The 22,284-nt window shown below is 68.9% G+C and carries 17 protein-coding genes; 9 read left to right on the forward strand and 8 right to left on the reverse strand.

Annotated elements, in window-relative coordinates:
• Positions 1-131: 131 nt before the first annotated feature.
• The 3 genes from AC4D2F_RS16655 to AC4D2F_RS16665 form a co-directional block, all read right to left on the reverse strand.
• Complete coding sequence (locus AC4D2F_RS16655) at positions 132-1,703, reverse strand: ABC transporter substrate-binding protein (protein WP_490911590.1); 1,572 nt, start codon at positions 1,701-1,703, stop codon at positions 132-134.
• A 74-nt stretch (positions 1,704-1,777) separates the two neighbouring features.
• Positions 1,778-3,505: a murein biosynthesis integral membrane protein MurJ gene (gene murJ / locus AC4D2F_RS16660; protein WP_490911591.1), complete on the reverse strand. Its 1,728-nt coding sequence runs from the start codon at positions 3,503-3,505 to the stop codon at positions 1,778-1,780.
• 72 nt (positions 3,506-3,577) lie between these two features.
• On the reverse strand, positions 3,578-4,108 hold the full coding sequence (locus tag AC4D2F_RS16665; RefSeq protein WP_104168190.1) for an NUDIX hydrolase: 531 nt from the start codon (positions 4,106-4,108) through the stop codon (positions 3,578-3,580).
• A gap of 141 nt (positions 4,109-4,249) precedes the next feature.
• On the opposite strand from AC4D2F_RS16665, the gene AC4D2F_RS16670 reads away from it, so the two are divergent.
• Together AC4D2F_RS16670 and AC4D2F_RS16675 are read left to right on the forward strand one after the other, a co-directional pair.
• Positions 4,250-5,695, forward strand: a complete 1,446-nt coding sequence (locus AC4D2F_RS16670; protein WP_490911592.1) for a CCA tRNA nucleotidyltransferase — start codon at positions 4,250-4,252, stop codon at positions 5,693-5,695.
• A complete protein-coding gene (locus tag AC4D2F_RS16675; RefSeq protein ID WP_104167562.1) occupies positions 5,692-6,342 on the forward strand; it encodes a histidine phosphatase family protein in 651 nt (216 codons plus the stop codon). The genes AC4D2F_RS16670 and AC4D2F_RS16675 overlap by 4 nt, the downstream gene beginning before the upstream one ends.
• Here the strand turns inward: AC4D2F_RS16675 and AC4D2F_RS16680 are convergent.
• Positions 6,339-7,505, reverse strand: coding sequence for a DUF418 domain-containing protein (locus tag AC4D2F_RS16680; RefSeq protein ID WP_490911593.1), 1,167 nt, complete (start codon positions 7,503-7,505; stop codon positions 6,339-6,341). The genes AC4D2F_RS16675 and AC4D2F_RS16680 overlap by 4 nt on opposite strands.
• Positions 7,506-8,404: 899 nt before the next feature.
• On the opposite strand from AC4D2F_RS16680, the gene mshA reads away from it, so the two are divergent.
• From mshA to AC4D2F_RS16695, 3 genes are read left to right on the forward strand one after another with little or no spacing between them, the layout of a single operon-like run.
• Entirely contained in the window at positions 8,405-9,652 is a 1,248-nt protein-coding gene (gene mshA, locus AC4D2F_RS16685) for a D-inositol-3-phosphate glycosyltransferase (protein ID WP_104167565.1), read from the forward strand.
• A 30-nt stretch (positions 9,653-9,682) separates the two neighbouring features.
• The gene (locus tag AC4D2F_RS16690) at positions 9,683-10,453 is read left to right on the forward strand and encodes a phosphatase (RefSeq protein WP_104167566.1); all 771 of its coding nucleotides are present in this window, start codon (positions 9,683-9,685) and stop codon (positions 10,451-10,453) included.
• A gap of 25 nt (positions 10,454-10,478) precedes the next feature.
• On the forward strand, positions 10,479-12,146 hold the full coding sequence (locus AC4D2F_RS16695) for a formate--tetrahydrofolate ligase (protein ID WP_490911594.1): 1,668 nt from the start codon (positions 10,479-10,481) through the stop codon (positions 12,144-12,146).
• Positions 12,147-12,222: 76 nt separating this feature from the next.
• Here the strand turns inward: AC4D2F_RS16695 and AC4D2F_RS16700 are convergent, their stop codons facing one another.
• Positions 12,223-13,308 carry an inositol-3-phosphate synthase gene (locus AC4D2F_RS16700; RefSeq protein WP_104167568.1) on the reverse strand — a complete coding sequence of 362 codons (1,086 nt, stop codon included), beginning with the start codon at positions 13,306-13,308 and terminating at the stop codon, positions 12,223-12,225.
• 191 nt (positions 13,309-13,499) lie between these two features.
• Here AC4D2F_RS16700 and AC4D2F_RS16705 point away from each other — a divergent pair, with 191 nt between their 5' ends.
• The 4 genes from AC4D2F_RS16705 (at position 13,500) to AC4D2F_RS16720 (ending at position 19,140) form a co-directional block, all read left to right on the forward strand.
• Positions 13,500-15,119 (forward strand): glycosyltransferase family 87 protein, encoded by a 1,620-nt coding sequence (locus AC4D2F_RS16705; protein ID WP_490911595.1) that lies wholly within the window; start codon positions 13,500-13,502, stop codon positions 15,117-15,119.
• Positions 15,120-15,129: 10 nt separating this feature from the next.
• Positions 15,130-16,227, forward strand: coding sequence for a lipid II:glycine glycyltransferase FemX (locus AC4D2F_RS16710; protein WP_490911596.1), 1,098 nt, complete (start codon positions 15,130-15,132; stop codon positions 16,225-16,227).
• Positions 16,228-16,264: 37 nt separating this feature from the next.
• On the forward strand, positions 16,265-17,704 hold the full coding sequence (locus tag AC4D2F_RS16715; RefSeq protein ID WP_490911597.1) for a phytoene desaturase family protein: 1,440 nt from the start codon (positions 16,265-16,267) through the stop codon (positions 17,702-17,704).
• A 191-nt stretch (positions 17,705-17,895) separates the two neighbouring features.
• Entirely contained in the window at positions 17,896-19,140 is a 1,245-nt protein-coding gene (locus AC4D2F_RS16720; RefSeq protein WP_490911598.1) for a glycerophosphodiester phosphodiesterase family protein, read from the forward strand.
• Between the two features lie 443 nt (positions 19,141-19,583).
• Here the strand turns inward: AC4D2F_RS16720 and AC4D2F_RS16725 are convergent, their stop codons facing one another.
• The 3 genes from AC4D2F_RS16725 to AC4D2F_RS16735 all read right to left on the reverse strand — a co-directional run bounded on the left by AC4D2F_RS16725 (position 19,584) and on the right by AC4D2F_RS16735 (position 22,213).
• Positions 19,584-20,072 (reverse strand): Lrp/AsnC family transcriptional regulator, encoded by a 489-nt coding sequence (locus tag AC4D2F_RS16725; protein ID WP_490911624.1) that lies wholly within the window; start codon positions 20,070-20,072, stop codon positions 19,584-19,586.
• A 381-nt stretch (positions 20,073-20,453) separates the two neighbouring features.
• Positions 20,454-21,146 carry an ABC transporter ATP-binding protein gene (locus tag AC4D2F_RS16730; RefSeq protein ID WP_490911599.1) on the reverse strand — a complete coding sequence of 231 codons (693 nt, stop codon included), beginning with the start codon at positions 21,144-21,146 and terminating at the stop codon, positions 20,454-20,456.
• The gene (locus AC4D2F_RS16735; protein WP_490911600.1) at positions 21,143-22,213 is read right to left on the reverse strand and encodes an ABC transporter permease; all 1,071 of its coding nucleotides are present in this window, start codon (positions 22,211-22,213) and stop codon (positions 21,143-21,145) included. The genes AC4D2F_RS16730 and AC4D2F_RS16735 overlap by 4 nt, the downstream gene beginning before the upstream one ends.
• Positions 22,214-22,284: the final 71 nt, after the last annotated feature.

Consider the following 22,284-nt stretch of genomic DNA (forward strand, 5'->3'; position numbering starts at 1 on the left):
TCGGCCGTACCGGGCGTTTCTCGCGGACACCTCCCACAACGGAGCCGCCGGTGCGGTTATTCCATCGAGGGAGCGGCGCCGGGCGCACCCGGACACACGATCGACAGGACCGCGCGCCACGTGCCGAAGGGTCAGCCGACCTCGATCTCGGCGATCCTGAGCCCGAACGGGAACTGGGCCTGGATGTTGGAGAGCCGGGGCAGCTGGGTGAAATTGATGATGACGTACCGGCCGGTGACGGGACCGTCCGCGCCGGAGGGAATAGGGAGGTTCGCCGTCGGCGCGGTGAAACCGCCCTGGGCGATCTGCTCGGCGCCCTCGAGCGTGGGCTGGTCGTTCACTAGGACGGAGAAGGTGCCACCCGCCGCGTTCAACTGGTCGATGGTGACCTGGGTGATGGTGGACTCCTGCTCCAGTTCGACGACGAGCGCCAGGTTCGTGGCGAGTCCTCCGAAGGTGTCGCTGGCGTAGACCTGATTGCCCCAGAAGGTCGCGGGGTTCCCATCGATGATGAGCGGCAGCGTCCCGTCGTTGCCGGCGTCGAGCCCGGGGTTGTCCGGAACGAGGCGGGTGATGCCCGTGATCACGGGCGCTACCTCGACCGTCGCCGGTGTGGGCTCCGCCGAAGGCGTGGCCGGAACGGGTGCCGGGGTCTCGGCGGGTGCGGTCGTGGACTGGACCGGATCCTCCTCGGCGACGGGCCTGCTGCCGCTGAACACCGACCCGAGATGCGTTGTCGCCAGGACGACCGCGACCACCAGGACGACGGTGAGCACCGCTCCGACGAGGATCCGGGTGAATTTCCGGCCTCCGCTGTCGCTGTCGTCGTCCCGGTCCGCCTGCTCCGTGTCGTAGTCGTCCGGATCATCGTCACTGGAGGTCCGGGTGTCTTCGTCGTCGCTGTAGGCGGACAACGGGAACGTCGAGGCAGCCCGTGCGGGTTTCTGGCCTCCCGTGGCTCCCACGACCGATGCCGCTCCTGCTGCGCCGGCTGCGACGGCGGCAGGGCTCAGGCGGCCCAGACCGTTCTCTGCGCGGGATCCGCCATCGGGCTCCTCCCGGGGGCCCGCGGGCGAGGACCCGCCCGGCCGCCGGTTCGGCGGCGGCGGCACGCGATGGGAGGACGTCCGGTGCTCGGACAGGGGCTGCGCGGCGACCGGCTCGGCAGGGACGGGAGCAAGGTCCGAGGTGTCGTCCTCCCGTGGACCTCCGAAGCGCCGGCCGAAACGCTGCGTCAGGCCCGACAGCCGCGAGGGGCGCTGGGGGCGGTCGTCGTAATCCTCGTCGTCGTCGTCGTAGGTCTCGGGTTCCGTGGAGCGCGGCCGGCCGAAGATCTCGGAACCGAGCGTGTCGGTGAAGAACGGTTCGATGTACGGCGCCTCGTGGGCCGGTGCGTCCTGCTGGACGATGAGGTCGAGCATGTCGGCGGCGGGCGCACGGTTGGTCACCAGATAGGTACCGGAGTCCGTGATACCCAGATCGAGGACCTGGATGTTGCCGTCCCGGTCACCCGTGGCCAGTTCCCGGGCGCTCGTGGCCACCTGGGATGCGTTGCCGGCCGAGGCGACGAGGATGCTGACGGGCCGGTTGAGGACCTGGTCGACGCCGTCGAGCACGAGATCCTTCTCAGCAGAGGCCAGGACGTAGGCGGTTACCTTGTACCGGCCACCCAGCACTGAACCGACGTCTACTGCTTCTGGCACGTGTTCCTCCCCGGAAACCCTGGCTGATTTTTACCCATGCTACCGGTCGGTCGGTCCATTCCCGGGCTGGAGGGTCAGGCGCGGCTGCGGCGGAATCGTCCGAGGAGCGGGCCCACGAGCTCGGTGAGTTCGGTGACGCGCAGCACTTTCAGCATGACGACGTACACGGCGAACATGAGGACACCGCCGATCGCGAGCACGACGAGGGCGTTCACTTTCGACTGCCAGAGGAAGCCGTCCGCGCTGTACCCTCCGAACGCCCAGCACAGTGCGGTCCCTGCGATCGCCGCCATGATCCCGGCCAGGGTGAGGCGGACATGGACGTCGAAGACGTGTCCGGCGCCGTAGGACCCGATCTTGCGGGTCAGGAACAGGTGGCTGACGACGACGGCGATCGCGTTGCCGAGCGAGTAGGCGACGGCCAGCATCGGCACGATCAACTGGGGATCGAACGTGCCCGCGATGAGGGCGAGGCCGACCCCTACTGCGGACAGGACGATCTGGATCTTGAGCGGTGTCCTGACGTCCTCGCTGGCATAGAAGACACGGTTGAGGAAGAAGTTGGCGCTGAGGAACGGGGCGCCCACGGCGAGGATCGCGATGATCACACCGTTGATGGCAGCACTTTCGGGGGACTCGCTGAACAGGACGCCGAGGGGTCCGGCGAAGCTGAGCAGGGCCGCCGCGCCGAAGACCGTGGCCACGCCGATCATGCGCAGGCCCCGCGAGAGGGTGGCCCGTACCGTCCGCATGTCGCCGTCCGCATGCGCGGACGAGAGCTGGTTGAACATGACCGTGGCCAATGACAGCGCGATGACGGAGTGCGGCAGCTGGTACACCATCGCGCCGAACTCGAGGTTGGTGGAGCCCGGGATCTGAACGGGAGGGTCCTGGGCGAGGAAGCCCTGCCGGGCGTCCGAGGCGATGGTGGCGACGCGCAGGTTCACGAGATAGAGGCCGTTGCCGATGAGCATCGTGAGGATCGTGACCGACGCGAGCTTGCCCGTCCTCCCGAGCCCCGTGCCGCGGATCCCGAACTTCGGCCGCAGGCCCAGGTTCAGGCGCTTCAGCGGGATGAACATCACGAGCGCCTGGATCACGATGCCGAGCGTGGTCCCCCCGGCCAGCAGTACCGTCTGCTCCATGGTCCAGGTATCCGGCTGGTGCCGTTCCGCCTGCTCGCCACCCATCAGCGCGATGAAGACGATCAGGAAGGCGATGGACACCACGTTGTTGACGACGGGCGCCCACATGTACGGACCGAACGAACCGTTGGCGTTGAGGATCTGACCGGTCACCGCGTAGATCCCGTAGAAGAAGATCTGCGGAAGGCACCAGAAGGCGAACGCCGTGGTGAGGGCGAGGTTCGCCCCCGTGAAGCTCGTGGTCACGCCGACGATGACCGGCGCGGCGAGGGTGACGAGCACGGTCAGGACGAGGAGCGCCGCGGCAGTGAGGGTCAGGAGCCGGCTGACGAAGTCCGCCCCCCGGTCCGGCTGCTTGCTGGCGCGGATGATCTGGGGCACCAGGACGGCGTTGAACACGCCTCCGGCCAGCATCAGGTAGAGGAAGTTGGGGAGGTTGTTGGCCGAGGTGAACAGGTCCGACACCTGACCCGTCGCGCCGATCGCCGTCGCCAGCAGGGCCACACGGACGAGGCCGAGGATCCGCGAGACGAGGGTGCCGGCGGCCATGATCGCACTCGCCCGGGCCATGGAGCCGCCGCGCGGCGCCGAGGGGTCATCGCGGACCGGGTGACCGGGGTCCTGCAGGGGTACCGAGGCTGTGTTCGTGTCAGACATCGCTCCCCATCGTCTCACCGATGGGACGACGGCGGCGCGCCGCCGCCCGGGTGCGGTGGTCGCGCGCCGGGCTCAGAGGTGCTCGGGCAGGACCTCACGGGCGAGATCGGCGATCCGCCGTTCGTTGGGGAAGGACAGCCGGCGCCCGAGGTCCTGCAGGGGCACCCACGCGACGTCGACGGCCTCATGATCGGGATCGTTCTCGATGGTGAGGTAACCGCCGGTACTGATCAGGAGATAGTGGTGGACGGTCTTGTGCACGCGGTGGCCGCTGACCGTGAACCAGTAGTCGATGCTGCCGAGCGCGGAGACGATCCTGCCCTCGATGCCCGTCTCCTCGGCGATCTCCCGGACGGCCGCTTCCTCGTTGTTCTCCGAGCCTTCCGGGTGGCCCTTGGGCAGGCACCACTCCAGGCGTCCGCCGCGGTTGAGTCGGGCGATGATGGCGACGTCGAGGGTGTCCTTCGACGCGTCGACGACGATGCCGCCCGCGGACACCTCCTCCACCGTGGGCAGCTGGTGCTGCACGGCAGGCATACCCGTGGTTCCCATTGACACTGTCAATGGGGTGCGCTTCGGAGCACTTGGAACGGGTCGGTCCATGCAGACCACTCTAACGATCTTTGGCCCGGGACGATGACGACCCGGGCCCCGGCCCGCCCGTTCCCACAGCAGCGTCACGGCATCATGCGGCCCGGTCCACGGTGTGGGAAACGGGGGCTGATCTGGCACCCTTAAGGGACTATGGCGCACCTGCTGGACACTTCCACCCTCACCGCACCCCTTCCTCCCGTTGTCCTCGAGGTCGGCGAACTCTTCGACGCCGCGGGCCATGAGCTCTCGCTCGTCGGGGGGCCGGTGCGCGATCTCTTCCTCGGCAGGGTCTCGCCCGATCTGGACTTCACCACGGACGCCGACCCCGACCAGACACTCGCGGTCGTCCGGCGCTGGGCGGACGCCTACTGGGAGATCGGCCGGGCCTTCGGCACGATCGGCCTCCGCAAGGACGGCTACCAGATCGAGATCACCACGTACCGCGCGGAGGCCTACGACCCGTCGTCCAGGAACCCGACGGTCGCCTTCGGCGCGAACCTCGAGGACGACCTCGAGCGCCGCGACTTCACGATCAACGCGATGGCGCTCCGGTTGCCGTCCCTCGAACTGGTCGACCCGTTCGGCGGTGTCAGGGACCTGCACACGGGCGTCCTCCGCACTCCCGGCACGCCGTCGTCGTCGTTCTCCGACGACCCGTTGCGCATGATGCGTGCCGCCCGCTTCGTCTCCCAGCTGGGTGTGGCTCTCGCCCCGGAGGTGACGGAGGCGATGACGCACATGTCCGAGCGGATCTCCATCATCTCGGCCGAGCGCGTGCGGGACGAACTGGTCAAGCTCATCCAGGGCGCGGCGCCCGACGCCGGGATCGACCTGATGGTGGAGACCGGGCTCGCGGAGCACGTGATGCCGGAGGTGTCCGCCCTGCGGCTGGAGACGGACGAGCACCACCGTCACAAGGACGTCTACCAGCATTCCCTCACCGTCCTGCGCCAGGCGTGCTCCCTCGAGTCGGGCGGCGACGGTCCGGTCCCGGGGCCCGACGTCGTCCTGCGGCTCGCCGCCCTGCTGCACGACATCGGCAAGCCCGCGACCCGGAAGTTCGAGCCCGGAGGCGCCGTCAGCTTCCGGCACCACGACGCCGTCGGCGCGAAGCTCGCGGCGAAGAGGCTGCGGGCGCTGAGGTTCGACAACGACACCATCAAGGCCGTCGCGCGCCTGGTGGAACTGCACATGCGGTTCTACGGCTACGGGGAGGCCGGCTGGAGCGATTCGGCCGTCCGACGCTACGTGAGCGACGCCGGACCCCTCCTCGAGCGGCTCCACCGCCTCACGCGTTCCGACGTCACCACCCGGAACCGGCGGAAGGCCGAACGGCTGGCGTTCGCCTACGACGATCTCGAGGCGAGGATCGCCGCGCTCGCCGACCAGGAGGAGCTGGCCTCGATCCGCCCCGACCTCGACGGCGAGCAGATCATGGCGCTGCTCGGCGTCCGCCCCGGCCCCGTGGTGGGCCGCGCCTACCGGTTCCTCCTCGAGGAGCGGATGGAACACGGGCCGCAGGACCCCGCCGACGCACAGACCAAGCTCCGGCAGTGGTGGAGCGAGCAACCCGAATCCCAGGAGAGCACCCCATGAAGCCGTTGTCAGGCGCCGCAGCACCGGACCTCACCCCGTCCGGGACACCCCTGCCCCGCCTCTGGCTGCTCCGGCACGGGGAGACGGAGTGGTCGAGGGACGGCCGGTACACGGGTCTGACGGATCTCCCCCTGACCGGATACGGGGAGGAGCAGGCGCTCGCCGCGCGCGAGCACCTCCAGGGCGTCGAGTTCGACCTCGTGGTGACCTCCCCCCTGCAGCGCGCCGTCCGCACGGCCGAACTCGCGGGTTTCCCCGACGCCGAGGTGCTGCCCTACGCCCACGAGTGGGACTACGGCGACAACGAGGGGCTCAACAGTGCCAGGGTCCGTGCAGAGAACCCCGACTACCTCATCTGGAACGACGGCGCGCCGCACGGGGAGACGCTGGACCAGGTGGCTGAGCGGGCGGACCGCGTCATCGCCCGTGTCCAGGCGGGGTGCGGTACTGCCGCCGACAACGACCCCGGGGCGACGCCCGTGCAGAATGCGCTGCTCGTCGCCCACGGCCACTTCCTGCGGATCGTCGCGGCCCGCTGGCTCCAGTTCGGCGGCATCGAGGGACGGCGCTTCGTCCTCGGCACCGCCGCGGTCTGCGCGCTGGGCTGGGACAAGCACACGCCTGCCATCGTGCACTGGAACCTCTAGGCGCCGTCGGACCCCGACGCCGGCTGCGCTGACCTGCGGACGAAGCGCCGGAGGGCCCACTCGAGCGGACCGGTCCGATACCTCGCGAGGATGAGGTGACTGGCGGCGGCCTGTCCCGCGAAGAGCACGACGACGACCACGACCACGAGGGTGGGCGGGAGGCGGTCCATCAGACCGAACCCGTAGCCGGTGAAGACGAGGCACAGCACGGCGGACTGGGCGAGGTAGTTGCTCAGTGACAGGCGACCGGTCGGAGCGAGCACTGCCGTGACGACGCGTCCGGCGCGCGATTCCAGCACCAGCAGGAGGGACGCGGCATAGCCCACGGTCACGAGCGGAGACACCACGACCGAGATCCCGGTGGCCAGGAGCGGCACCGCACTGTCCCCACCCCACACGTCGAGGTAGGCCGAGTACCCCGAGCCGGCCAGACCGAGGGGGAGGGTCAGGACGACGACGCGCCACAGCACGGCGCGTGGCGGCACCGCCGGTCGGACAACCCCCAGCATCGCCAGTGCGGAACCCGCGAGGAAGGCCGCGAAGGCGAGTGGCCCCTGGAAGGACACGACGGACGGAAGGACGACGCCGTAGGTCGCCGCGTTGGCGGCGAGTGCGGCGGCAGGGGACGCCGTCGGCGTGGTCTGCGCGGCGGAGACCTCGGTACCTGCCGCGCCACCGAGGAGCAGGAGCGCCGCGGCGACGAGGAGCAGGGCCATCCCCAGCGTGATACAGATCGCGAGGGCGAGGCGTGCACGCGGCGCCATGGACCCGGCGGCGAGCAGGACCGCGCCTGCGACCGCATAGGTCAGGAGAATGTCGCCGTAGAACAGGGTCAGCCCGTGAACGACGCCGACGACTCCGAGGAAGATCAGGCGCCGTGCCATGATGCGCGCCCCGTCCCTGCCGGCTGCCGCGGCGAGCACGACGGACCCGTAGCCGAACAGCAGCGAGAACAGCAGGTAGAACTTGCCCTCGAAGAACATCACCACGGCGAAGCGGATCCCGAGATCCGTCCGTGATGCGCTGGACGGAACCTGGCCTCCCGCCAGATGGGACGAGTCGGCGAAGAACCACACATTGACCATGAGGATCCCGAAGAGGGCGAAACCCCTCAGGGCGTCGACCTGGGCGATGCGCGAGTTCCCACCCACCGGTCCCGGCACCCGATCCCGCCTCTCCCCGAAATTATCCCGATGAATTCACCAGAAGGGCTATGCCTGTGCATATTCCATACGGTAGCTTTATTCACGTGCCATTGGGTCTTCCCAACTCGGACCGTTCCAACTCGAACAGTTCCCGACCCGAACCGCGAGGGAAGCCGTGGCCGCATGACCGCAGGTCACTCGACGTATTGGAGGTGGAGATCGTGAATACCATGCTCGGCGGAGCCTTTGCCCGCCCGACCGATCCCGCCTTCGTCCTCCGTCTCCACTAGGAAGTCGGCGCACCGGCGGTAGCCGGCCGATCCAGCACCGTCCCGCGTGCCCCTGCGCGGCTTCCCCACCTCTCCTTTCCCGGCAATGCCATTCGTGGCTCGCCCCTGCCGAATTCCGTCCTGCCGAAAGTCCGTCATGCCCGATTCCAGGCCCATTCCTGCCCAATTCACCGACAATCCCTCCGCACCATTCCCTGCCTCCGGCGAATTCATCATGGGCGGATCGCTGACTTCGCTCCCGGACGCCCGGCCGGGGGTGGACCTCCCGGGTGTCCCAGCACACCCGATGCCCGGTTTCCACCGCAGGAAGGAGGTGCAACGCATGCTGAGGAGATGGAGGAACAGCCTGTCCCTGTGGGGACGGAACTGGGTGAGCCGGCCCCGTGACCCGTGGGAGGCATCGCAGCGGTTGACGCTGCCCCAGCACACCACGTTCATCAAGTGACCTGCGGGCCGGCCCCGCGGCGTCGACCGCAGCCGGCGATCAGATCAGCGATCCCGGGTGCGGTCGACGGTCACCGACGGGCAGGAGTGCGCTGCTTCACGGAATGAGGGGCGTGAACGAGGCGTTATAGGGTCGTGAGGTTACGCGACCGGCCTTCCCGCTCCGGTCGGAAGGGAGATGGTGTGTCCGGCGTCAGGCGCGTGGCCATGCTCTCCCTGCACACCTCCCCCCTCGAGCAGCCCGGTACGGGTGACGCCGGCGGCATGAACGTCTATGTCAGGAGCACCGCCCTCGAGCTCGCCGGCGTCGGGATCGACGTCGAGATCTTCACGCGCGAGGCCGGCGAGGGACGCCCGCGGCGTGAGGTGCTCGCCGACGGCGTCGTAGTCCACCACCTCGACGCGGGACCCCGCCACCGCATCCCGAAGGAAGACCTGCCGGGGTTGACGGACACCTTCGCCGACGCGATCACGGACGTGGCCGACCTCCTCGCGGACGGCCACTTCGACGTCCTGCATTCCCACTACTGGGTCTCCGGAATGGTGGGTCTCACGCTCAGCCGGGAGATGAACCTGCCCCTGGTCCACTCCATGCACACGATGGCGAAGGTCAAGAACCTGCGCATGAAGGCCCTCAGTGCTCCGGAACCGGCCGAGCGGATCGCCGGGGAGGAGGCCGTCGTCGAGGGGGCGGCGCGTCTGATCGCGAACACGAGCACCGAGGCGTCCGAGCTCATCTCGCTCTACGGCGCCGAGCCGGACCGCGTCGACGTGGTGGCTCCCGGCGTGGACCTGTCGACGTTCAACCCGGGTGATCACGCCGCTGCCCGGGCTGCGCTGGCCTTCCCCCCGGAGCAGTTCCACGTGGTGTTCGCCGGGAGGATCCAGAAGCTGAAAGGTCCGCAGGTCCTCGTGGCCGCGGCCGCGGACCTCCGGCGCCGGCGGCCGGACATCCCGCTCGCCGTCAGCATCCTCGGCGCGGGAAGCGGCTCCGAGGCGCTGGCCCTTCAGCCCCTCATCGACGACGCAGGCCTCACCCGGGACGTGCGCCTCTACCCGCCTGTCACGGCCTCCCACCTGGCCCAGTGGTTCCGGTCCGCGGATGCGGTGGTGATGCCGTCCTTCAGTGAATCCTTCGGCCTCGTGGCGCTGGAAGCACAGGCGTGCGGTACCCCTGTGATCGTCGCCAACGTCGGCGGGCTGCCGCAGGCCGTCAGCGACGGGCGCAGCGGCCTCCTCGTGGACGGTCACTCCGCGACCGCCTGGGCGGACGCGCTCGAACGGCTGCATGACGACGCGCGCCTGAAGGAGACGCTGGGCCGCGGGGCCGCCACCCATGCGCTGGCATTCGGCTGGCAGCGCACGGCCCTGCTGACGGCCCAGAGCTACCGCACCGCCGTCGAGCGTTTCTCCACGGCGCCCGCCCGCTGACGCCCCGTGCGCGCACCCTAGGATGGAAGCGTGAATCCCACCGAGCTCGCCACCTACCTCGATTCCGTCCGCATCACCGGGCTCGTGGCCACGCCGCGGCAGGACAACCTGAAGCACATGCGGCTCTTCCTCGAGCGCAACGAACACCTCGAGTTCGGGGTGGAACACACCAGGGAGTGGACCTACGACGACGTCTTCGACCTCATGCACGAACGCGTGGGGACGAGCCCCGACCGGAACCACACCGAGGGCCAGGACACCATCGACGCCGTGAAGTGCATCGCGGCCCTCGACCGGTTCGCCGACCGGCTGGGGGCGTCCGCCCGCCGGAAGGAGCGGATCCTCTTCGCGACGGGCCACCCGGCGGGCCTGCTCCCCGTCCATGCTGCCTTCGCGCAGGCGGTGACCGCCGCGGGTGCCACCGTGGTGCGGGTCCCCGAGGGGCGCCATTTCGGTGCCGGGGACATCCGCCAGGTCTTCGGGGTGCTCGTATGGCATCAGCACGGTGGACTCATGCACACGCACTTCCCGGAGCCCATGCGCCTGAGCCTCGAGACCCTCACCCGCGCCGGACACGACCTGCCGGACCTCGTCGTGGCCGACCACGGGTGGGCAGGCCATGCGGCGAATGCCGGACTGCCGACCGTCGGCTTCGCGGACTGCAACGACCCCGGGCTGTTCGTCTCGGAGGCGCAGGGCCAGCTCGACGTCGCCGTCCCGCTCGACGACAACGTGACCCCGGGACTGTACGAACCCCTCATCGACTACGTCCTCGGGCGGGCAGGGCTCCCGCGGGCCTGATCCGGGGCGCTGGTAGGTTGGCTGCATGAGCGATCTTGAGATTGCCCGCGCCGCCGCGGTCAGGCCCATCGAGGACATCTCCGACGCGGCAGGGATCCCGCGGGAGGCCCTCGAGTTCCACGGCCGGTACAAGGCGAAGATCGACCCGCGGCTGCTGCCCGACGACGGCCGCGCCCCCGGCAAGGTGGTCCTGGTCAGCGCCATGAGCCCGACCCCCGCGGGCGAGGGGAAGTCCACCTGCACGGTGGGGCTCGCGGACTCCCTCGCCCGGGCAGGGCAGCGCGTGATGATCGCCCTGCGTGAGCCGTCCCTCGGGCCCGTGCTGGGGATGAAGGGCGGCGCGACCGGTGGCGGCTACTCGCAGGTGCTGCCCATGGACGAGATCAACCTGCACTTCACCGGCGACTTCCATGCCATCACCTCCGCGAACAACGCGCTGGCCGCACTCATCGACAACCACATCCACCAGGGCAACGAGCTCGGTATCGATCCGCGGCGCATCACGTTCAAGCGGGTCCTGGACGTCAACGACCGCGCCCTGCGCGAGGTGGTCATCGGCCTCGGGGGGCCCATGCAGGGAACCCCCCGCCAGGACGGCTTCGACATCACCGTGGCCTCCGAGATCATGGCCGTCTTCTGCCTGGCCGCCGATCCCGCGGATTTGAAGGAACGCCTGGCGGACATCACCTTCGGCTACACCTACGACCGCCGGCCGCTGACCGTCCGGGACCTGGGGGTGGAGGGGGCGTTGGCCCTGCTGCTCAGGGACGCCCTCAAGCCGAACCTCGTGCAGACCATCGCCGGCACGCCGGCCCTCGTGCACGGTGGTCCCTTCGCGAACATCGCCCACGGCTGCAACTCCGTCATCGCCACCCGGACGGCCCGCCGCCTCGCGGACATCGTCGTTACGGAGGCCGGCTTCGGCGCGGACCTCGGGGCCGAGAAGTTCATGGACATCAAGGCGAGGGTCGCGGATCTGGCACCCGACGCCGTCGTGATCGTCGCGACCGTCCGTGCCCTGAAGATGCACGGCGGGGTCGCCAAGGCCGACCTCGCGCGGCCCGACGCCGAGGCGCTCCGGGGCGGGACGGCGAACCTCCTCCGCCACGTGCGGAACATCGAGAAGTTCGGGATCTCGCCCGTCGTCGCCATCAACAGGTTCGGTACCGACACGCAGGAGGAGCTCGACTGGCTGCTCTCCTGGTGCGCCGGCGAGGGGATCGCCGCCGCCGTCGCCGACGTGTGGGGCCAGGGCGGGGGTGGCCCGGGCGGGGACGAACTCGCGGCCGAGGTCCTCGCGGCCCTCGAGCGGCCCGTCGCCTTCTCCCACCTCTACCCGCTCGACCTCCCCGTGGAGGAGAAGATCCGCATCATCGTGCAGGAGATGTACGGAGCGGACGGCGTCGACTTCTCGGTCCCGGCCCTGCGTCGCCTGAAGGAGATCGAGGCGAACGGGTGGTCGGGACTGCCCGTGTGCATGGCGAAGACCCAGTACTCGTTCTCGGACGACCCGAGCCTGCTCGGCGCACCCAAGGGCTTCACCGTCCACGTCCGGGACCTCATCCCGAAGACCGGCGCCGGGTTCGTCGTCGCGCTCACGGGTTCCGTGATGACGATGCCCGGACTGCCGCAGGAGCCGGCCGCGCTCCGCATGGACGTGGATGCCGACGGCAACGCCGTCGGACTGTTCTAGCACCCGCCCTGCCCGGACCGATCGGGACACACAGGAGGCCGGGACGGCGATCCGTCCCGGCCTCCTGTGATGCTGCCTAGCGCTCGATGTCGCCGCGGATGAAGGCCTCGACCTTCTCGTGGGCGATGTCGTCGGCGTACTGCTCCGGCGGCGACTTCATGAAGTAGCTCGAGGCCGAGAGGATCGGTCCGCCGATACCCCGGTCGAGGGCGATCTTCGCCGCGCGGATGGCGTCGATGATGACGCCTGCCGAGTTCGGCGAGTCCCAGACCTCGAGCTTGTACTCGAGTGACACGGGGGCGTCGCCGAAGTTGCGGCCCTCGAGGCGGACGAAGGCCCACTTGCGGTCGTCGAGCCAGGCGACGTAGTCCGAGGGGCCGATGTGGACGTCATCGGCCCGCAGTTCGGCCTTGACGTTGGAGGTGACGGCCTGGGTCTTGGAGATCTTCTTCGACTCGAGGCGGTCGCGCTCGAGCATGTTCTTGAAGTCCATGTTGCCGCCGACGTTCAGCTGGTAGGTGCGGTCGAGCGTGACGCCGCGGTCCTCGAACAGCTTCGCCATGACACGGTGGGTGATCGTGGCGCCGATCTGGCTCTTGATGTCGTCACCGATGATCGGGACACCGGCCTCGGTGAACTTGTCCGCCCACTCCTTGGTGCCCGCGATGAAGACGGGAAGGGCGTTGACGAACGCGACGCCGGCATCGATGGCGCACTGCGCGTAGTACTTCGCCGCGTGCTCCGAGCCGACGGGCAGGTAGCAGACCAGGACGTCGGCCTTGGAGGCCTTGAGCTGCGCCACGATGTCGACGGGCTCCTCGTCCGATTCGACGATCGTCTCCCGGTAGTACTTGCCGAGGCCGTCCAGGGTGTGTCCACGCTGGACGATGACGCCGGTCGGCGGCACGTCGGCGATCTTGATCGTGTTGTTCTCGCTCGCACCGATGGCCTCGGCGAGGTCGTGGCCGACCTTCTTGCCGTCGACGTCGAATGCCGCCACGAACTGCACGTCCCCCACGTGGTACTTGCCGAACTCGACGTGCATCAGGCCGGGAATGGCGCCCGCCGCATCCGCGTCGCGGTAGTAGTGCACGCCCTGGACCAGCGACGCGGCACAGTTGCCGACTCCAATAATTGCCACGCGAATGGGGTTCTGTCCCACAGTTCTCCTCGAAAGCCTGATGAATATGCCCCGGCCGTCATCGCCCCGGGCGCGGTTGGCAGGGAATGCCAGTGTACGTTCCCTTTCCAACGCGGGTGGAGGCCGCCTCATTCCTCGCGCGGGTCGGCCTCCCCGGTCACGGGCCCGGGAACGCTGCCCATCCGGGGACGCGAGGCGGTTAGGCTCGGGGAATGACCTCGGGCACGGGCAGGCGCGGCCCCTACCGCATCAGTGTTCCGAGCCGCTCCGACCCGGCGCTGCGGCCCCTGGTCGAGGGCGTCGGGGGCCCGCTCGGGCGCCGCGCCGATCCCGGCCGTGTCACGCCGGGATGGTTCACGGTGGAGCGGGTGCTGATCCTCCTGACCGTCTGCTCGGCCGTCCTGGCCGTCGTCGTCAAGAACCCATGCCGGATCGAGGGGTGGTCCTCACCGGACTACTTCTACCGGGCCTGCTACTCCGACTGGACCGAGCTCTACCAGAGCCGGGGTCTCGGGGAGGGCGTCCTGCCGTTCATCACACCCGGCGCACTCTTCGAGTACCCGGTGCTGCTCGGGCTGCTCGCCTCGGGAACCGCCGTGCTGGTGGAGGTGGTCGCGGGAGGGGCGGACGCGGCGGTGGCCTCCCGCCTCTACTTCGACGTCAACGCCGTGCTCCTGGCCGGGGTGTGGATCCTGACGGTCCTGGCGACCCTCCGCCTCGCCGGACGGCGTCCCTGGGATGCGGCCGTCGTGGCCACGGCACCGGTGATCATCCTGGCGGGCACCATCAACTGGGATCTCTGGGCCGTGCTGCTCGCGACCGCGGGCATGCTGGCGTTCGCACGCGACCGGCCGGTCCTGGCGGGGATCCTCTGGGGGCTCGGTGCCGCGGTGAAGCTCTACCCGGTCCTGATGCTCGGGGCGGTGCTGGTGCTGGCGATCCGGACGGGGCGCTACCGGCCCTTCGTCGGAGCCCTGGCGGGCACGCTCGCGGCCTGGCTCGCGGTGAACCTGCCGTTCCTGCTGCGTGATCCGGCGGGCTGGGGCTACTTCCTCACCTTCTCGGAGACGCGCGACGCCGGATTCTCCTCGGGCTGGTACGTCTACAACGCCCTGGCAGGCCAGGCAGGCGTCGCCACCCTCACCCCGGCTGCCATCAACGCGGGTGCGGCCGTCCTGTTCGTGCTCGCCTGCGCGGGCATCGCGGTCCTCGCGTTGCGCGCGGACCGCCGGCCCCGGCTGGCCCAGCTGGCACTGCTCATCGTCGGCGCGTTCGTCCTCTGCAACAAGGTGTACTCGCCGCAGTACGCCCTGTGGCTCGTGCCGCTCATGGCACTCGCGGTTCCCCGCTGGCGGGTGGTCTTCGTGTGGCAGCTCGTGGAGATCCTCCACTGGGCGGCGGTCTGGCTGTACCTGGGGGGCATGACGAGCGGGGGCCCAGCCGCGAACAATCTGGGGGTCGGCACCTACTCCTGGGCGGTCCTCGGTCACATGCTTGCTACGGCATATGTCATGGGGGTGGTCGTCGCGGACATCCTCGCGCCGTGCCGCGATGTGGTGCGGCGCATCGGCATCGACGACCCCCAGGGCGGCCCGTTCGACGGGGCGCGCGACCGCTTCACCCTGGGAGCCCTGGGACCTCGCGTCTTCCCGCCCCGGAGCCGGGCGGTCACAGGGCTGCAGGCGGGCGGACCCGTGAGTGCCGCTCCGATAGGCTTGCAGGACCGCGCGGACCCGACCGTCACCCTGTCGGCCGCCGGTGACGGGCCGGGGCCGGCGAGCCCGCAGGCCCGCAGCGTGCCCGATCATCGACCAGTGCAGGACCCCCAGTGAGAGACCCCCAGTGAACGCAGCACTCCTGACCTACAGCCCGCTCGACCGGCAGGCGTTCGACGCCCTCGCCGCCGCGCACCCTGCGGTGCTGATCCCGCTCGAGCAGACGCCCGACTGGGTGGACTTCGAGCGGGCCCTCGGGCGCACGCCGCTGGGCATCTGGGCCTACCGGGACGCCGCGGGCACGCTCGTCGCAACCGCCAGCTACGTGCACGTGGTGCGCCGCTTCCGGGAATCCGTCGTCGTGGTGAACGGACCGGTCTGGTTCGCGGAGCGGACGCCCGCGGCGGAACGCCTGCTGCTGGAGACGGTGCGCCGGCAGTTCAGCGACCATCCGACGGTGCACCCGCTCTACGTCCGCCTGCAGGTCGCCACCCTGCAGGCCCCCGCCACCGGCCCGATCGAGCACGGCTGGTACGAGCGCGAGATCGTCGTCGACCTCACGCCGTCCGAGGCGGACCTCCTGAAGAGCTTCCGGCCGAACGCCCGCAACAGCATCCGGCGGGCCCAGCGCAACGGCATCGAGATCAGGCATATTCCGCGGGAGGAATGGAAGCAGGTCTTCGCGAGCGAGCTGTACCCGATCATGCGGGAGACCGCGGAACGCGACGGCTTCCAGTCCTTCGACTCGTCCTACTACGAGACCCTGCTGACCGTCCTCGGTGACCATCTCCGCCTGCTCGTCGCCTATCGTGACGGGCAGCCGCTGAGCTGGCTCATCACCACCGAGTACCGCGGCCATGCCGTGTACTACTTCGCCGGCAGCACGCAGGCGGCACGCACCACCTTCGCCCCCTACCTGCTCCTGTGGGAGGCGTTCAGGACGCTCAAGGCTGCAGGGAACACGGCGTGCGGACTGACCGGTATCGAGAGCGAGAACTACCCCTCGCTGGCCAACGTCACGACGTTCAAGCGGAACTTCTCGAAGAACGTGGTGGTGGTGCCCACGACGTACGACGTCCCGCTCGATGCGGGCCGGTACACGGCGGTGGCGTTCCTGCTGGCCGCGCGGCGGAGCGGACCGGCGGCAGCACGCAGGACCGTCGGCCGCCTCCGGGAGGCGGCCGGTCGGGTCGGCGCGCGCAGCCGGACGAGCACGGAGACCTGACCGGCGGGGATCGACCCCGCCCGGGAGAGAGGAAGCCATGGTAGATGTCGAGGTCGTCGGCGCCGGTCCCAACGGACTCGCGGCCGCCGTCGTCATGGCGCGCGCGGGCCTGTCCGTGCGGATCCACGAGGCAGCGCCGACCATCGGCGGCGGGTCCCGGTCCCTCGAGCTCATGCAGCAGGACCACCTCCACGACTTCTGTTCGGCCGTCCACCCGATGGCCCTCGCCTCGCCGTTCTTCCGGGCCTTCGAGCTGAGCCGCCGCATCGGCTTCGCCGTCCCCGAGGTCTCCTTCGCCCACCCGCTCGACGACGGACGGGCCGGCATCGCCTACCGCAGCCTCGACAGGACGGTCGAGGGCCTCGGGGCGGACGGGGAGGCGTACCGGAAGCTCCTGCAGCCGCTCAGCGACCGCGAACAGGACATCCTCGCGTTCACCCTCAACCACGTGGTGCGTGTCCCGAAGAGCCCGGAGGCCACCGTGCGCTTCGGCCTCGCGGTCCTCGACCAGGGACTGCCGTGGTGGAACCGCCGCTTCAGCACCGAGGAGGCGAAGGCCCTCGTCACGGGCGTCATGGCGCACCCCGTGGGCACCCTGCCCTCCCTGACCGGTGCCGGCGCAGGCCTGGTGCTGAACCTCCTGGCGCACACCGTGGGCTGGCCCATCCCGGTCGGGGGATCGCAGTCCATCGCCGACGCCCTGGCGCTCGACGTGCGGCAGCACGGTGGACAGATCGTCACGGACAGCAGGATCGAGACCCTCGCGGAGGTGTCCGACGCGCGGGTGGTGCTGCTCGACGTCGCTCCGACGACCTTCCGGGCCATGTCCCGGGGGCGCCTCCCGGCCGCGTACGAGACGGCGCTGAAGGCCTTCACCTACGGCAATGCCGCCTGCAAGGTGGACTTCATCCTGTCCGGTCCCGTGCCCTGGACCCATCCCGAGCTGCACCGCGCCGGGACCGCGCACCTGGGCGGGACGAGGGAGGAGATCGCCGCCGGCGAGAAGCAGGTCAACCGGGGCGACCACCCGGACAGCCCGTACGTGCTGCTCTCCCAGCCGTCGTCGTTCGATCCGACCCGCGCGCCCGAGGGCCGGCACACGCTCTGGACCTACTGCCACGTGCCTCGGGGTTCCACGCGGGACATGGCGGAGGCGGTGACCGCGCAGATCGAGCGGTTCGCGCCCGGCTTCCGTGACGTCGTCGTGCAGAGCCATACGACGACGGCGAGCGAGCTCGAGGTCTACAACGCCAACTACGTGGGCGGTGACTTCAGCAGCGGGGCGGTGAACCTCCGCCAGATCGTCGCCCGCCCGGTGCCGTCCCTGCAGCCCTGGTCCACGCCGATCAAGGGGGTCTACCTCTGCTCTCAGTCCACGCCGCCCGGCCCCGGGGTCCACGGGATGGCCGGGCTCAACGCGGCGAAGCTGGCGCTCAAACGTGAGTTCGGGCTGGCCGTTCCCTCACTGGGACTCTGAGGCAGCCGGGTCGGCTCGGAGTAAGTACCGCGCGATGTCTGTGGATCCGCGCATCCCCTCGGGCCGTTACCTGAGGTAACGGTGCCCGTCGCCGGCAGTTCACCCGCCATTGACGGGCAGGCCGGGTGGGGAGGGTTGGCTCGATGTGAGCGGTCATCGCTCGCGTATCCTCCACCCGAAGGGATCCACCCATGCCTCGTTTCGTCCGTTCCGTCCGCTCGGCTGCCGCCGTCGCCGTCGGACTCTCGTTCCTCGCTGTTCCCGCTCACGCCGTACCGGTCGGTGCCGTCGCCGAGGCGTCCGAGGGCAACAACGATGCCAAGCGCCAGGTGGGCCCGATCCTCGTGGGGCACCGCGGTGCCGCGGGTACGGCACCCGAGAACACCGTGGCAGCCTTCAAGGACGGCCGGGCCTCCGGCGCGGACTTTATCGAGATCGATGTGCAGCTCAGTGCCGACGGTGTCCCGTTCCTCTTCCATGACGACACCCCCGCCCGCACCACCAATGTGGAGGACGTCTTCCCGGGCCGCGCCGGCGACCCGATCACGTCCTTCACGTGGGCCGAGCTGCAGCAGCTCGACGTCGGTTCGTACTTCGACGGGCGTTTCATCGGCGAAAAGATCCCGCACCTCGACGACGCCGCCACAGTGGCCACCCGCAACACCGGCGTGTACATCGAGATCAAGTCGCCCCGGAACTCGCCCGGCATCGAGGCACTGGTGGCCGGTGAACTGAGCACCGATCCCGCCTGGCAGAAGCTGGTCGACGCGGACAAGGTGCAGGTGCTCGGCTTCGACGAGTCCTCCAACCGCACCTTCGCCGCGCTGGCACCGGAGGTGGAGCTGCAGCAGCTCACCGGGGTGGTCCCGGGGTCCGAGGTACTGGCCGAATGGGCCACCTTCGTGGATTCCGTCGGCGCGAACTACCGCGGCCTCACCGCCGCCGACGTCGCCCGGGTCAAGGACGCCGGCCTCGTGATGGGCGTCTACACCGTGAACTCGCCGGAAGCCGTGCAGGCCGTGGTGGACCTCGGTGTCGACGTCGTGACCACCGACTTCCCGATCCAGAACAGCCGCTACCTGCGCGGGCTTCCCGTGTTCCCGGGTGCGGCCCTGGAGATCAGCGGGGCCGTGAACAACCCGGCGGGCGACGACGTCCTGCCGGACGCGGGCGAGTACGTGACGCTGCGGAACGTCTCGGGTTCCGCACTCGATGTCAGCGGCTACTTCGTCCGGGACGCCGCGAACAACATCCTGCGCGTGGGGGAGGGCTACGTCCTGCAGCCCGGCGGTGAGCTGCGCATCCACACCGGCCCCGGCACGAACACGCCGACCGCCTACTTCAACGCGATCCCGGCGTCCGTGCTCAACAACACCGGCGACTCGCTGGGGCTGTGGACGCCGGACCTGCGCCTGGTGGACGTCTACGCGAACTAACTGCTCTCATCGGCGAACCCGCGGAGCCCGGTCGGGGCCGAACCAGCTCCCGACCGGCCCCGCGGGGCCCTCGTCCGGGATCCTTTCAGGTCGGGGATTGACCCGTAGGGTCCGGGCGAGGAGATCACCGAGTGCCGCTCGTAGCGGAATCGACCCGTGTAGACCTTCGGCGGCAGCGCCCGTGCTGGTTGTCCCGCCGGCGCCTAGGTTTTCATGAACGAGATTCGGGTGGGTATTCAGGTCGCTGCGGTCAGGGTCATACACGCGGGTAACCGAAGATGGGTCGGGCATCTCCCAGGCGGTACTCCATATGGTGGAGACGTCATCGGCGACGTCATTCGGTTCAACGAGTAGTCCCAGATAGCCATGCTGATCCGTGAAGTGGGCACAGACAAGGGGGTGTTCCCTGGGTGGCCGCGGGGCTTGCAAACGGGCACATGAGCCTATGTGGTGAGGGTGGCTAGTAGTGGGCTCATTCGGTAGGGAATGGGCTGGCGAAGGAACATGCTTGTTCTGGTTCGGAGTATTCCGGGGCAGAGTCGTATTTCCTCTGATACCCGGTACAGGTCATCGGGGTCTCGTGCCACGACCCGGCAGAGAAGGTCTGTTTCCCCTGCCGGGGCGAGGCATTCGATGATTTCCGGGATGGCCCGTAAGCCGTCCACTGCGATATCGATCCGGTGTTGGTCGAGTTCGGCCGCTACGTGGGCGGAGATGCCTAGGCCGAGGGCCGCTGGATCGATCCGGACGCTGTTGGCCCTGAGGACTCCCAGGCGCTCGTATCGTTCGAGGCGGGCTTGAACCGTTCCGCGGGCCAGTCCTGTGCGATGTGCGATCGCGAGGATGGTCATTCTCGGATCAGCGTCCAGCGCCTCGAGGACAGCACGGTCGATGGAGTCCTTGATCGGGCGGCCTGTTTTATCGACAGCCATGAGGGTGTCCTTTTTCTCGCGGTCAGGATGACCAGCTATCGCGGGCTGACCGGCTTCGAAGTGGTCAGGTTGACCACTACTTGTCTCTACTGTTGCACAGACAATCGATGTTCCGGCTTGATAGGTGACAGAACGCCCGGAAGAGTACGGCTCCTTCCCGGGTTTCGGGAAGCTTTCGAGGGGCACACCCCCCTCCTCGGTTGCTGGAAGTGTGCTCCTACGAAGAGTCACCGTCCGTCCGCAGCGTCACCCCTGCGCGGTCTCCTCCCGTTTCACCTTCCACCTCACCTTCCGATCGCCTCGCAGGAGGAAGGTGGGGTGGTGCCCGGCTGTTGAGGGGATGCTGCAGTCAGAGCTCCCGAAGATCAGGCCACGACAGTTCTAGGCAGCTGACGCCATGTCGACGAGGCGTCCGTCGACGAGGTTCACCACTCCATGCATGCGGGGTAGGTGAGTGAGGTCGTGGGTGACGAGCAGGGTCGAGGTGTTCAGTTCGTTGGTCAGACGCAGGATGAGCTCGATGATGCTGGCGCCGCGTTCCTGATCCAGGGCGCTGGTGGGCTCATCCACCAGGAGCACGCTGGGATCGTTCATGAGGGCGCGTGCGATGTTGATGCGTTGGCGTTGCCCGCCGGAGAGCTGGTGGGGGCGTTTGTTCCCCTGGTCGGTGAGACCGACCGCGTCCAGGAGATCAGCGGCACGGGCCGCGGCCTTCGCGCGGTTGTTCCTGCTGTTCCGGGCGCCGAGTTCGTTCATGACGGTCAGTTGTTCCCGCGCGGTGAGGGAGGGAACGAGGTTGGACTGCTGGAACACGATGCCGATGCTGGTGCGCCTGAGCTCGGTTGCTTCCTGCAGGGTCAGGTGTGTGGCGTCGATGTCGTTGATGAGGACTTGCCCCGTGGTGGGGCGGATGAGCGTCGCCGCGACCGCGAGGAGGCTGGACTTCCCGGATCCGCTGGGGCCGGTGATACCGGTGACCGTGCCGGGATGGCCGGCGAGGGTTACGTGGTCGACGGCGGTGATGGTGCTGTCTCCGTCGGGGAAGGTCAGGGTGATGTTGGTCAGGCGGATCATCGGTTGCCTCCTAGCGCGGTGAGGGGGTCGGCGGAGGTGACGGAGCGCAGGGCAAATGCTGCCCCGGCCAGTCCGAGGGCAGTCATGATGATGCCCGGAAGTGCTGTGGTGAGCGGGCTGAGCAGGAAAGGCAGCGCGGATCCGGCGAGGGTGCCGAGGAGGGCGACGATCGCGAGGCCGAGACCGATGCCCAGGACCAGCACGATGAGGGCTTGTCCGAGAGCGTCCCGAACAAGGGAACGGGTGCTGGCTCCGAGGGCTTTGAGGACTGCGATGTCAGCTTTCCTCTGCATGGTCCAAACGGTGAAGAACGCTCCGATGACCAGTCCGGAGATACCGAACAGCATGCCGATCATCAGAAGAAGTGACCCGATTTCCGACTTGAACGCACTGAGCGCGGTCAGGGAGCCCAGGGTGGTCTTGGAGATCGTGGCATGGGCGCTGTCCGCGGCGGCCCAGTCGGCGGTGCCGGTCACGGCGAGGACGGTGGCGTAGGCGTCAGTGTTACCGGTGGTCGCCGAGTATGACTGCCAGTCATCGAGGGTCATCTGGATGACGGGGGTGTGGCTGTACCAGTCGTCGCCGCTGACAGTCTCCACGACGTAGGAGGTGCCGGCGATCGTGACGCTGTCACCGCTCACCACGTCGAGGTCCTTCGCGGCCGGCTCAGACAGGGACAGGAATCCGTCCTCGGCAGGTGAGATGGCATCAAATCCCGGCTCGACACCGAACACGGCTACCGCCACACGAGCGGTGCTGGTCTCCGCGCGAGTCTGGCTGATCCCCACCGGCCCAGCAGAGGTCACGCCGTCGGTTGTGGCCCACGCACGGGCCTGCTCCTCGGTGATGGCAGAGTCGGAGAACGTCGGCTCACCAGCACCACCATCCGGGGACGAGAAGACGATCCGGTCAGCGGACAGGGCAAGGACAGCCGAAATGTTCTGGGTGGCCAGGCCTCCGGTCAGACCGCTGAGGAAACCGACGAGGACAGTGATGAGAGCGACGACCGACCCGATGAGGACGAAACGTCCCCGGGCGAAGCGAAGGTCACGTAGCGCGACGAACATGGTGTTTTCCCTTTCCTGCCACCGGACTCGGTGACAGGTTCAACTCTGCCGTTGCGGGCCTGCGCGTTCAT

Source organism: Arthrobacter sp. TJ-263, assembly GCF_058269155.1.